Raw genomic sequence first — 12476 nt, 5'->3', positions numbered from 1 at the left:
CGCGCACACGCCGCGATGAACTACCGAAAAGCGTAGTCGACCCCGAAACTTCGTCAGAGATTTGCCGCGCGACTACGAGTTTCAGCGTTGAGCGGACAGGCCCCTCACTTCTACACTTTTCGCAAGGGAAGCGGGTGCCGAACGGTGTCTGGCTTCTACGGACATTCGTGGGCCATTGGCCCGCACGGCCCCAAACAGGCACAAAGGCGCTCCATGGCAAAGCCTCGGAATCTTGCTGCAGCGTTGGACGTTCCGCTTACCGGCATGCGCTGGGCGCGGCTGGTGAACTACGACATTGCGATTGCCGTGTTTGTGGTGGCGGTGGTCGCGCTGTTCGTGCTGCCGCTGCCGACCGTGGTCTTGGACGGTCTCATCTCGCTGAATCTGGCGGCCAGCATCGTGCTGCTGTGCGTATCGATCTATCTGCCGTCGGCGCTGGCGTTCTCGTCGTTTCCGGCGGTGCTGCTGTTTACGACGCTGTTCCGGCTTTCGCTGAACATCGCGTCGTGCAAGCTGATCCTGCTGCAGGCCAATGCGGGCCATGTGATCGACACTTTCGGCAAGCTCGTGGTCGGCAACAACTTCGTGGTAGGCGGTGTCGTGTTCCTGGTGATCGCGGTGGTGCAGTTCATCGTGATCGCAAAGGGCTCGGAGCGCGTGGCCGAGGTCGGCGCGCGGTTTTCGCTCGACGCGATGCCCGGCAAGCAGATGAGCATCGATGCGGACCTGCGCGCCGGCATCATCACGTCGGATGAGGCCAAGCGCCGCCGCGAGGCGCTGGAGCAGGAGTCGCAGCTGCACGGCGCGATGGACGGCGCGATGAAGTTCGTCAAGGGCGACGCCATTGCCGGCATCATCATCGCGATCATCAACATCCTGGCCGGCATTGCCGTGGGCGCGTTGATGCACGGCATGTCCATCGGCGATGCGCTGCACCGTTACGCGATCCTGACGGTGGGCGACGGCATGGCCTCGCAGATTCCGTCGCTGCTGGTGTCGATTGCCGCCGGCATCGTCACCACGCGCGTGGCGACGCGGGACCGTGAAGCACGCCACCTTGGCCAGCAGATCGGCGCGCAGATCACGGCCCACCCGCGCGGCATGCTGATGGCCAGCGGCGTGCTGCTGGCGTTCCTGCTGGTGCCCGGGTTTCCGAAGTGGTCCTTCCTGCTGCTGGCCATCGGCACTGCGGCCGCAGCGTTTCTCCGGATGCGCCAGCGCCGTCAGGCGCCGCCGCTCGACCTGCTGGTGCTCGGCCCCGATGCACGGCGATTGACCGAGCCCGAAGCAGGCTCGCCGGCAGAGGGCATTGCGGCGCCCATCGCCGTGCGCCTGTCGGAAGACCTGCGCGGCGAGATCGACCTCGTCGCCCTGCAGACCCGCCTGGCCGAAGCGAAATCGCGCGTGCAGCGCAGGCTCGGCGCGGTGTTCCCGCGCGTGCAACTGAACTGGGACGCGACCTTGCCGGCCCAGGGCTACGCGCTGCTCGTGCAGGACGTGCTGGCCGCCGAGGGCACGCTGCCCGAGCGCGATGCGATTTCGGATAACGCCATGCGCGCCGAAGACCGTCTGGCCGCCGAAGTCGAATCGCTCATCGAACGCAACGCCGCGTCGCTCATCGGCATTCAGGAAACGCAGAACCTGATCCAGATCATGCGCCGCGAACACGGCGAGCTGGTGGCCGAACTCACGCGCCTGGTGCCCCCGCAGCGCATTACCGAAGTGCTGCGCCGGCTCGTGCAGGAAGGCGTGTCGATCCGCAACCTGCGCGCCATCTTCGAGAGCCTGATCACGTGGTCGCCCAAAGAGCCCGAAGACGTGATCGGCCTGGTGGAGCTGGTGCGCGTGGACTTGCACCGCCAGATCACCGAGCAGTTTTGCGGCACTAGCCGCGTGCTCGATGTGGTGCTGTTCGAGCAGTCCTTGCAGGAGCGCATCGAGCAGGCCGTGGTGCACACCAAGCAGGGCAGCGTGCTGAGCCTCACGCGCGACGCCAAACAGGCGATTACCGACCAGGTGGTGAAGATCCTGGGTGGCACACGCCCGCTGGAGAAAGATCGCCATGGGCGCCCGCTGGCGGTGATGGTGTCGCTCAACTGCCGGCGCTACGTCAAGACGATGCTGCAGCCGGTGTTTGGCGATCTGCCGGTGCTGTCGTACCAGGAGATCGACGAAGCCATCGAACTCAACACCGTGGGCTGGGTGACGAACCCCGCGTGAATACGCAGAACGCACGGAACTGACGGAACGCAGGAACACGCAAGGAGACAGGCCCATGAACATGAGCGCCACCATTCTCGAAGCCACACGCCAGGGCTTGCTGCTGGTGCTGCTGGTCTCGTTGCCGGTGGTGGCGGTGGCAACGGTATCGGCGTTGCTGATTGCCATCGCGCAGGCAGTGACGCAGATCCAGGATCAGAGCATCGGCCTGTCGGTGCGGCTGATTGCGGTGATGGTGACCATCGTGGTGCTGGCGGGGTGGGGCGGACGCGAGGTGCTGCGTTTTGCCCGCATGGCACTCGATCAGGTGTTTTACGGCGGTGTGGCGCCTTTCTAGCGGGGGGATCGCGAGATGGCGCCGAACGAACAACAACATAACCGAGCGAGAACACGCGTGAACAAACGCTATCGATTCCTGCAGTGGAGTGCATCAGCGGCGTGCCTGTGGCTGCTGACGACGGCGGCCGTGGTGGAGGCGGCCGAGCTGCGCTGGCGCAACCGGTCGTACACGCTGGTGGCCGAAGGCAAGAAGGTGGGCGATTTCATCCGCGAGCTGGCGGCATCCCAGGGCGTGACGGCGGTCGTCGACCCGAAGGTGGAAGGCACCATCAACGGCAAGTTCTCGGGCCCGCCGGCCAGCACGCTCAACACCGTGTGCGCCACCTACGGGCTCACCTGGTACTACGACGGCTCGCTCATCTACGTGGACCGCGCCGACGATTCACAGACGCAGGTCTTCCCGATCCCGAAGGGCAGCGGCCCTGAGCTTGCGCAGATCCTGCGCGCCATGCAGATCACCGATCAGCGCTTTCCGCTCGTCGTCAGCGACAAGGAAAACACGGTCTACGCGTCTGGCCCGAAGCGCTATGTGGAACTCGTGCGGCAGGCCATTGCGTCGATTGCCGATCCGTCACGCGGTGCGGATCGCGCCGAGATTCGCGCATTCCCGCTCAAGTACGCATGGGCGGGCGATGTGGAGATCAACCGGTCCGGCAAGCCCGTGACCATTCCTGGCATCGCGACCATGATGCGCCGCCTGCTGGGGGCGCCCAACCCGGCAGCCAGCAGCCCCGGCACGTCGCCCACCCGCGCCATGCGGCTGACGGGGCCGACACGGCAGATGAAGCTCAGCTCCGGCGACAGCATCAACGTGCCGCGCATCGAGATCCCGCTGGCCGGCGCGCAAGGCGATTCCGGTTACGGCGCGCAGGCGGCTGCCGCATCCGGCAGCGGTACGCCACCCGACCTGCCCCGCATCGAGGCCGACGCCGGCATCAACGCCGTGCTGATTCGCGACGTGCCCGAGCACATGGCGCAGTACGAACGCCTGATCGCCTCGCTCGATACCAAGCCGCGGCTGGTGGAGATCAACCTCACGATCATAGACATCAGCACCGATTCGCTCGACAGCCTCGGCGTGGACTGGCGCCTGCACACCAAGCACGGCGATTTCCAATCCGGCAACGGAAACAACCCGCCGCTCACCTTCAACGTGGGCACCACCGAAGACGGCCAGACCGGCACCACCACGCCGGTTGGCATGGCGCTCACCGCGTCGATCGGCGGCAGCCTGCGGAACTACCTGCTGGCGCGCATCAACGCACTTACGCAGAGCGGCAACGCGCAACTGCAGGCCAAGCCGAAGGTGCTGGCGCTGGACAACACCGAGGCCATCCTTGAGAACCTCATCCACTTCTACGTGCCGGTGTCGGGCTTTCAGGATGCATCGCTGTACGGCATCACGACGGGCACGAGCGTGAAGGTCACGCCGCTCATCGTCAACGAGGCCGGCCAGATGAGCGTGATGATGTCGATCGACATCGACGACGGCAACCTGACCAACGACCGCGTCTCGCAACTGCCGGTGGTGCAGGAGCGCTCGATCGTGACCAAGGCGATGATCGAAGAGGGCAAGAGCCTGCTGATTGCCGGCTTCAACTCCGACAGCCTGAACAACACCAAGTCGGGCATTCCGTTCCTGTCGGACGTGCCCTTCATCGGCAACCTGTTCAAGTACACCAACAAGACCGGTCAGCACATGGAGCGCTTCTATCTGCTGACCCCGCGCGTCCTGACCACGGCCAGCACCAACCCGAACGACGTGCCCGCCGTGTCGATCCCGGGTGTTGGCATGCCGGTGCCGGGTGCGACCGATTGGAAACCGGGCCCGCTGCCCAACACGCCGGCGCCCAACTCGCCGCCGGCCAGTGTCGGTGCCTTGCCCACGCCGCCTGTTTCGCGACTGCATGAACCCGCCAGCCACACCACCCTCGCCGCACGCGGATAAATCGCCCTGGAAGCTCTGCTTCCTGAGCGGTCCGCTGTACGGCAGATCGATGCCGCTGCGGATGGGCGCCAACGTGGTCGGCTCGGCGCCCACCTGCGAAATCATCGTGCCCGACAGCAGCGTCGCCGCGCGGGAGCTGATGTTCGAGGTGGGCGGCATCGCGGTGTCTGCGCGGCGCCTGGACGACGCCGAGCCGACGCTCAACGGCCAGCCGTTCGGCCAGACGCGTCGCAGCGTGGTGCCGGGCGATGTGATTGCCATGGGCGACATCCGCGTCGGCATCGAGAAGGTCGGGACGATCCGCATGCCGGCCGCTGCGGTGGAAGGCGCGGGCGCCGCGGTGCTGGCAGAGCGCGTGCCGTCATGGCTGCCGCTGGCCGCGGCGGTGTGGCTGTCGCGCGTGTCGACCAAGGCCGGGCGCGGGCGGACGTGGCTGGTGGCCGGCATCGGCCTGTGGCTTGCGGTTCTGCTGGCCGGCGGTGTGGTGGCGTTTGCCGGGCACGACGGCTGGTCGCTCTGGGGCCGCGACCCTGCGGCGCGAGCGGCGCAGGTGCGGCACGCCCTGGGCGACCCGCCGGAGATCGTGGTGACGCCCGCGTCGGATGGCACGTCGCGCGTTTCCGGCTACGTGCCGACCGAGGCCGACCACCAGGCGCTGCTGAGCCGCGCGCGCGGGTTGTCCGATGTGTCGATCGGCGAGGTGTACGTGGTGAGCGACCTGCTGGCCGCCGCGCAGCAGTACTTCAGCGCGGGCGGCACCAGCGGCACCGCCGCGCTGAACGTGGCTTACGACGGACATGGCCGCATCGTGGTGAGCGGCACGGCCGATCGTGCCCAGGCATGGCAGCGCATCCGCAATTACGCGCGCGACGCCAAGCCCGCTGTCGAAGTGGTCGACCACGTGGCGTGGGATGGCCCGCCGCCGCCGAACATCGTGGCGGAAACGCCGCGCGCCGACGGCCTGCCCGCCATCGTCAGCACGTACGAAGACGAAGACGGCACGCGCTTTGTGCAGACGCGCGACGGCCAGTTGTATTTCGAGGGCGCCCGGCTCAAGGGCGGCCTCCAGGTGAAGAGCATCGCTTCAGATGGTGTGGTGCTCGACCGCGGCGGGCAATCGGTCACCTGGCCGATCCAGCCGCAAACACCGTAGCGCAGAGGGTCCCCTTTCTCCTATGCGCCCGGTGTGTCGTACGGAGGTGGCCGGCAGATGCGAGGTCGGCTTCCGCCGCAAGCAGTTGGCAGTGAAGTTGGTCGTTCCTTTTGACCTTTTTGACCCTTTTGACCTTTTTGACTGACATCCAGGAGAGCACCATGGGCACACCCGCTACCGGCGTCGACGGCGCCATCGGCAGCATCAACCAGTCCGGCGAAGACCAGCTGAAGATCGCCACGGCCGTGCAGGCCGCCGCAGCCAAGGGCGCCGCCGCCAGCGGCATCATCGGCGCGGCCCAATCGCTGAGCAACACGGCAGCTTCGGCCGCCGGTGCCGTCCGCGACGGCGCGCGAGCTAGCTGAGGCGCAACCCAGCGGCGGCGGGCGCGGCCTGCCGCCGCTTCATCGAACTCAGGAGGGCACGATGTCGATCGAAGCAAATGCGATTGCGGCCGTTGCCGCAACTCAAGCCGCACAGGCCCAAGCCGGCGGTGCTGCCGGCGCCAGCCAGGCCGCGCAGGTGAACCCCGCCGCGTATGCGGCCCAGGGGCCAGGGCAGGTCGAGCAGGGCATCGGCGCTCCAGCAACGCAGGCTGCAATGCCCGCGGATGCGCAGCAGTTCGGCAGCATGATGCGCCCCCTTGCGACCACCGCCGCGCAGCCGGCGACGCTACCGGCGCAGCCGATTCCGATGGCCGCCCACGCAACGCCATCGCCCGTGCCGGATGTGTCGTTCTCATTCACGCGGGGGCCCGGCGCGGACGGTGCGATGGGCCAGTGGCGCGACTACGGGCACGACCTCAACGAGCGCTACACCAGCATCAACAGCAAGCGGCAGGAAATGCTCGATTCGCTCGACAGCATGGACGTGACCATGACGATGGTGAAGCTGGCCGACTTCAGCTACTTCGCCTCGATGACGCTGGCCGAGTACCAGATGGACATGAGCTTTGCGCAGGCCGCCAACGGCGTGAGCCACTCGCTGCTGAAAAACCAGGAAGGCTGACATGAACCGATTGCTGGGTGTGCTGATGGCGCTTGCCTGCCTCTTCGGCCTGGCCGGGTGCGAGCAGGAGCTGTACACCGGCCTGTCGGAGGTCGAGGTCAACGAGATGGTGGCCGCGCTGTCCTCAGCCGGCATCAGCGGACAGAAGCTCGTGCAGGACGGCCAGGGCCAGGAGGGCCGCACCTGGACGCTCACTGTCGACCAGGCCGACATGGGCCCCTCGCTGGCGGTGCTGCGTGCGCAGGGCCTGCCGCGCCCGCGCCTCGCGTCGCTCGGCCAGGTGTTCCAGAAGCAGGGGCTGGTGGCCACGCCGGCCGAAGAGCGGGTGCGCTACATCTACGGCGTATCGCAGGAGCTGTCGCGCACGCTGCTGGATGTGGATGGCGTGATGCTCGCGCACGTGCACGTCGTCATTCCCGAGAACGATCCGCTGGCCGACAAGGCCAAGCCCGCATCAGCCGCCGTGTACATCCGCTACCGGCCCGGCGTGAACCTCACCGCCATGGCGCCGATGGTGAAAGACCTCGTCGCGCACAGCATCGAGGGGCTGAGCTACGACAACGTATCGCTGTTCCTGCAGGGCGCGCAGCCGGTGCCGGTGGATGTGCGAAAAGGCGCCGCGCTGCTCGGTACCTTCAGCACGCGCAATCCGCTGGTGTGGCTGCTGGGCCTGCTGATTGTCGCGGCACTGGTGGTGACCGGGCTCGTGGCCTGGCGACGCGGCGTATTCGACAACCTGGCCGGACGAGGGCCGGAGCGCGCGTCATGACCCTCGATGCGCGCCTCGCGGGGCTGGTCGCCACGTTCAACCTGCGCCCGGATCGCTACATCGACGCATCGTGGCTGCCGGCGGACTGGCCGCTCCCGCTGCGCGACCCGGCCCGCTACGGCGAGGCCGGCCGCGCCGTGCTGGCGCGGGCGCTGCTGCAGGCGCATCAGTTGCAAGGGCAATGGGACTACGACTTTGCTGCCGTGGAAAAGCGCATCGCCCTGTTGCCCGCCGACGCGCTGGAGCGCATGGCCGTGTGCTGTGGCCTGTGCCTGCACCGCCAGTGGCTGCGCGAAGGCGACGTCCCGCGCAAGACGCGCCAGGCCATCGATCTGGCGCTGGGCGCACCGCTGGTGGCCTTTGCACTGGAGCGCATGCCCGCCTTCGAGGCCGTCGCCGAGACCCTGCATGCGCAGCGTCAGCACCCGCGCCTCGTGGTGGAAACGCTGCGTGCCCGCGGGCGTCGGCTGTTGACCGATTTTCTGGTGCCGTTCGGCCCGGCCGTCATCCGTCGGCTGGCGTTGAAATTTCCGCGCAACGCCGCCGATGCCGATCGGCCGCCGTATTTGCTGGGCCGCACGCAACGCGCAGAACTGGGCGAACTGCTGCGGCTGAGCTTGATTCCTGAACAGGTGCCGGCATGGGACTGGCTTTTCTGATTACCACCGACAAGCTGCAGATCCTGAGCGAGCGCAAGGTGCTCAAACAACACGAGTACGCCGCGCTACTTGATGCGACGAGCATCCTCGGCAACGCGCAGGACGAGCGCGAGCGCCTGCTGGAAGACGCCGAGGCGCAGCGCGAGCAGCAGCTCAAGGCCGGCTACGACGCTGGCTATGAAAAAGGCGAACGCGAAGCCGCCACGCGCCTGTACGCCGATGCGCTCGCCAACGCGCGCGCGCTGGCGGCCATGAAACAGTTGATGGCCGAACTCGTCACACGCACCGTGCGCGAGCTGGTGGCCGACCTGCCGCGCGAGGCCATCTATGCCAAGGCCTTTGCACGCATCGAAACGCTGGTCGAACACGAGCCGGTGCTGACGGTGCGCATCGCCCCGCAGCAGGTGGCGGACTTGGAGCGCGTGTTGGAGACCATGACCGACGGCACCCGCCGCGTGCGCGTGGTGCCCGACGCCAGCCTGTCGGAAGAGGCGCTGGTGGTGGAGACCGCATCCGGCGTGGTTGAGGCGGGCATCGACACGCAACTGGCAGCGCTGCACGCCGCGCTGGTCGGGGACGAAACATGACCGAACCCGCCGTCAGTCACATCATCGACGCGGGCGATCTGGAACGCAGCCTGCGCGACGTGCTGGAACGTCCCGACGGCGTGGGCACTGGCGTGCAGATGCGCGGGCGCATTCATCGCGCGGTGGGGCTCATGCTCAATGCATCGGGCATCCAGGCGCGGTTGGGCGAGGTGTGCGAACTGCGGACGCCGGGCGAGCGCAGCGTGTATGCGGAAGTGGTCGGCTTCGAGCGGCAGTCCACGTTGCTGACGCCGCTGGGCAGCGTGCACGGTTTGTCGGCCGCCACGGAGGTGATTCCGTCCGGCAGTGCGCACCGCTTTGGCGTGGGCGATGCGCTGCTCGGCCGCGTGCTCGACGGGCTCGGCGCGCCCATGGATGACGGCGGGCCGCTTTTTACCAACGAGCGTGTTTCCACGCATGCAGAGCCGCCCAGCCCCCTGTCACGCCGCCGCATCGACGCACCGCTTTCCACCGGCGTGCGCGCCATCGACGCCATGCTGACGGTGGGGATTGGCCAGCGGCTGGGCATCTTCGCGCCATCGGGCGTGGGCAAGAGCACACTGCTCGGCATGATTGCGCGCGGCGCGCAGAGCGACGTCAACGTCATCGCGCTGATTGGCGAACGCGGGCGCGAAGTGCGTGAATTCCTGGAGCTGTGTCTGCCCGAGGCGACCCGGCGCAAGACGGTGTTGGTGGTGTCCACGTCCGACCGCCCAGCCATGGAGCGCGTGAAGTGCGCGCTGGTCGCGACCGCCGTGGCGGAGTACTTCCGAGACCGCGGCAAGAACGTGCTGCTGCTGGTCGATTCGCTCACGCGCTTTGCGCGGGCGCAGCGCGAGGTGGGCCTGGCCAGCGGCGAGCCGCCCACGCGGCGCAGTTTTCCGCCGTCGACATTCTCGGTGTTGCCGCAATTGCTGGAGCGCGCGGGCGCCGGTGCGCATGGCGTCATCACCGCGTTCTACACAGTGCTGGTCGAAGGCGATGAAGAGAGCGACCCGATCGCCGAAGAAGTGCGCTCCATCGTCGATGGGCACATCGTGCTCTCACGCAAGCAGGCGCTGGCAGGGCGCTATCCGGCCATCGACCTGCTGGCGAGTATCAGCCGCGTGATGCCGCAGGTGACCACGCCCGCGCACCGCGCCGCCGCGCAACGCGTGCGCGAACTGCTGGCCAAATACCACGAGATCGAACTGCTCGTGCAGATCGGCGAATACCGCGAGGGCAGCGATGCCCTCGGCGATACCGCATTGCGCGCGCATGCCGCACTGTCGCGCTTCTTTGAGCAGGACGCCGACGTGCGTGTGAAGCTGGAGCGCACCGTGGCCGATCTCGAAGCCGTGGTGGAGGCGCTATGAGCGACGTGCTGCGCCAACTCGCCCGCGTGCGCGAGGCGCGCAAGCTCGGTGCCGTGGCGCGGGCTCAGAAGCAGGCTGCCCTGGTGGCGCAGGCTGCCGCACAGAACGCGGCGGCACAGCAGGGGCTGCAGCAGACGGTATCGGCCCGTTCCGCGCACGACGCCGCCATCGAGCAGGCCGTGCGCGAAGATGCGCGCAGTGCCGTCGCGCTGCTATGCGGGGCCAACGCTGCGCGGCTGGCGCTGGATCGCGCCATCGTCGAAGCGCATGTCGAATCGCAGCAGACCGGCACGGCGCTGGCAGCCGAACAGATGGCGCAGGCACGCGCCCAGCGGCATGTCGCGCGCGCCAACGCCAAATGCGAAGCCGTCGACCGCGCGGAACAGCGCGTGGTGGCCGCCCAGCGCCGCGCGGCGGAATGGCAGGAAGAAGACGCCGCGCTTGAGGCGCAGCTCGCGCGCCAGTTTGGCCGCCACACGACCCCCGCCTGAGCCGATGCAGGGATTCGATCCGCATTCCATGGAAGGCCTGTTCCGCCAGGCGTTGCTGGTGCTGCCGCGCTTGCTGCCCGTCATGTTCATCGTGCCCGTGTTCAGCGGGCGCGTGGTGACGGGCATGGTGCGCAGCGGGTTCATCGCCATCCTGGCCGTGTTCGTGGCGCCGTCCATGGCAGGCGCGGCGATGAACGTGCAGGGCGGCGGCCTGTGGATGGCCCTTGCGCTCAAGGAGGCGCTGATTGGCGTGCTGCTGGGCATGGCGTTTGGCGCACTGCTCTGGGCGATCGAGAACATCGGCCACCTGATCGACTTCCAGACGGGCTCGGGCAACGCCTCCTTCTTCGACCCCGTGGCGGGGCACGAGAGCGGCCCCACCGCCAGCTTCCTCGGCTTCATGGCCGTCACGTTGTTCGTCACGGGCGGCGGCCTGCACGTGATGCTCGGCGCGTTCTTCGAGTCGTACAAGCTCTGGCCGATCGAACGCATGCTGCCCAGCGCGTCGGTCGCGCTGGAGCAGTTTGCCGTGCACGAGGCCGACAGCGTGCTCGGCTGGACGCTCAAGCTGGCCGCACCGGTCATCATCGTGCTGGTGGTGGCGGAACTGGGCATCGGATTGATCAACCGCTCGGTGCCGCAGTTGAACGTGTTCCTGTTCGCCCAGCCCGTGAAGAGCCTGCTGGCCGTGCTGATGATGGTGCTGTTTCTCGGCTTTGTCTTTGAATCGCTGCGCACTTTCCTGGCCGGCAACGGCGAGATGGTCTGGCTGTTGCGCGCATTGCTGCACAGCCCCGGCACATGAGCGAGAAACAGCACAAGCCGACACAGCGCCGGCTGGAAGACGCGCGGCGCGAAGGCGAGGTCGTCCGCAGCGCCGACGTGACGAGCGCGCTTGTCTTCATTGGGATGCTCATGTTGCTGTGGCAGGGCGGGCCATGGCTGCTCGAACGCATGCGGGGTCTGCTGATACAGAACGTCAACGCGGTGGCGCAGGCGCGCGACCCGACGGCAGCGGTGCGGCAGGCACTCGTATCGGCGGGGGCGGAGTGGATCTTGTTGAGCGCAGCCGTATTGGTGCTGGTGACCGTGCTCGCCGTGCTGGGTGCGTTTGCCCAGGTGGGTGGGATGTTCGCGCCCAAACGCTTGACGCCGAAAATGTCGCGGCTCAATCCTGGCGAGGGCATCCAGCGGATGTTTTCCGTGCGCAACCTGATCGGGCTGGCCATCATGCTGTTCAAGGTGGCCTGCCTGGCGCTGACGCTGTTCGTGGTGATTCGCGGGTCGTTGGCGCTGCCCCTGCAGGCGGGCTACGGGCGGCCGGCGGCGATTCTGGCGGTCGTCGCGCATCTCGTTCTTCTGCTGTTCGGCTGGGCGGCAGTGGTGTATGTGCTGATGGCCGCGCTGGACTACTGGCACGTGCGCTTCGAGTTCTTCAAGAAAAACCGCATGTCCACCGAAGAACTGCGCCGCGAGCACCGCGAACTGCAGGGCGATCCGCACATCGTGGGGCGCCGTCGCCAGCTTGCATTGGAAGTGCAATACAGCGCATTGGAAGATCGCATGCGCATTGCGACTGCCATCGTCTTCAGCGCGCGGCATGCCGTGGCGCTGTATTACCCCGGCGACGGCACGCTGCCGATGGTGATCGCCAAGGGCAGCGGCGAGGCTGTCCAGCGCATCCGGCAGATGGCCGAATACCACCTCGTACCGACCGCCGCCAATGCAGGCCTGGCGGAGCGGCTGCACGACACCGTGCCGATGGATACCACCATTGACCGCACGCTGTTCCGCGATGTGGCCGCGCTGCTGCGCTGGGCCGAAGGTGCAGACGCAGTCGGCAATCCGTACGTGTCGTCCACCTCCTGAAAGCGTAGAGACGGCGCGAACGAGCACGAAAAAAGCGGACGCCCGACTGCTGCGTCCGCCGATCCGTGCCCGCTTTCC

Annotated in this window: 13 protein-coding genes; all 13 read left to right on the top strand. The window is 67.4% G+C overall.

The features are described 5' to 3' along the window. The first annotated feature begins 264 nt into the window (after window positions 1–264). The 13 genes from ABIC76_RS01550 to ABIC76_RS01490 all read left to right on the top strand — a co-directional run bounded on the left by ABIC76_RS01550 (window position 265) and on the right by ABIC76_RS01490 (window position 12398). Window positions 265–2220: an FHIPEP family type III secretion protein gene (locus ABIC76_RS01550; protein ID WP_354533524.1), complete on the top strand. Its 1956-nt coding sequence runs from the start codon at window positions 265–267 to the stop codon at window positions 2218–2220. A 61-nt stretch (window positions 2221–2281) separates the two neighbouring features. Next, window positions 2282–2557: a type III secretion system export apparatus subunit SctS gene (sctS, locus tag ABIC76_RS01545; protein ID WP_024978637.1), complete on the top strand. Its 276-nt coding sequence runs from the start codon at window positions 2282–2284 to the stop codon at window positions 2555–2557. 15 nt (window positions 2558–2572) lie between these two features. After that, window positions 2573–4507, top strand: coding sequence for a type III secretion system outer membrane ring subunit SctC (gene sctC / locus ABIC76_RS01540; RefSeq protein WP_502947825.1), 1935 nt, complete (start codon window positions 2573–2575; stop codon window positions 4505–4507). After that, a complete protein-coding gene (locus ABIC76_RS01535; RefSeq protein ID WP_354532733.1) occupies window positions 4467–5660 on the top strand; it encodes an FHA domain-containing protein in 1194 nt (397 codons plus the stop codon). Before sctC ends, ABIC76_RS01535 begins: the two co-directional genes overlap by 41 nt. 161 nt (window positions 5661–5821) lie before the next feature. Continuing rightward, window positions 5822–6025, top strand: coding sequence for a hypothetical protein (locus ABIC76_RS01530; RefSeq protein ID WP_027679090.1), 204 nt, complete (start codon window positions 5822–5824; stop codon window positions 6023–6025). 61 nt (window positions 6026–6086) lie between these two features. After that, window positions 6087–6668: a hypothetical protein gene (locus ABIC76_RS01525; RefSeq protein ID WP_354532732.1), complete on the top strand. Its 582-nt coding sequence runs from the start codon at window positions 6087–6089 to the stop codon at window positions 6666–6668. Between the two features lies 1 nt (window position 6669). Then, window positions 6670–7437: a type III secretion system inner membrane ring lipoprotein SctJ gene (gene sctJ, locus ABIC76_RS01520; protein WP_081785342.1), complete on the top strand. Its 768-nt coding sequence runs from the start codon at window positions 6670–6672 to the stop codon at window positions 7435–7437. Then, window positions 7434–8096, top strand: a complete 663-nt coding sequence (locus ABIC76_RS01515) for a SctK family type III secretion system sorting platform protein (RefSeq protein ID WP_354532731.1) — start codon at window positions 7434–7436, stop codon at window positions 8094–8096. The genes sctJ and ABIC76_RS01515 overlap by 4 nt, the downstream gene beginning before the upstream one ends. Beyond that, a complete protein-coding gene (gene sctL / locus ABIC76_RS01510) occupies window positions 8078–8683 on the top strand; it encodes a type III secretion system stator protein SctL (protein WP_354532730.1) in 606 nt (201 codons plus the stop codon). The genes ABIC76_RS01515 and sctL overlap by 19 nt, the downstream gene beginning before the upstream one ends. Continuing rightward, on the top strand, window positions 8680–10038 hold the full coding sequence (locus tag ABIC76_RS01505) for a FliI/YscN family ATPase (RefSeq protein ID WP_354532729.1): 1359 nt from the start codon (window positions 8680–8682) through the stop codon (window positions 10036–10038). The genes sctL and ABIC76_RS01505 overlap by 4 nt, the downstream gene beginning before the upstream one ends. Then, window positions 10035–10529 (top strand): hypothetical protein, encoded by a 495-nt coding sequence (locus ABIC76_RS01500; RefSeq protein WP_354532728.1) that lies wholly within the window; start codon window positions 10035–10037, stop codon window positions 10527–10529. The genes ABIC76_RS01505 and ABIC76_RS01500 overlap by 4 nt, the downstream gene beginning before the upstream one ends. A 28-nt stretch (window positions 10530–10557) precedes the next feature. Beyond that, window positions 10558–11334: a type III secretion system export apparatus subunit SctT gene (gene sctT, locus ABIC76_RS01495; RefSeq protein WP_354532727.1), complete on the top strand. Its 777-nt coding sequence runs from the start codon at window positions 10558–10560 to the stop codon at window positions 11332–11334. Beyond that, window positions 11331–12398, top strand: a complete 1068-nt coding sequence (locus tag ABIC76_RS01490; protein WP_354532726.1) for an EscU/YscU/HrcU family type III secretion system export apparatus switch protein — start codon at window positions 11331–11333, stop codon at window positions 12396–12398. Before sctT ends, ABIC76_RS01490 begins: the two co-directional genes overlap by 4 nt. The last annotated feature ends 78 nt before the right edge of the window (window positions 12399–12476 follow it).

It is taken from the genome of Ralstonia sp. 1138 (assembly GCF_040544795.1).
Classification (GTDB): Bacteria; Pseudomonadota; Gammaproteobacteria; order Burkholderiales; family Burkholderiaceae; genus Ralstonia; species Ralstonia flatus.
The sequence above is the reverse complement of the archived record's forward strand: the minus strand, read 5'-3'. Positions and strand labels throughout refer to the sequence as shown.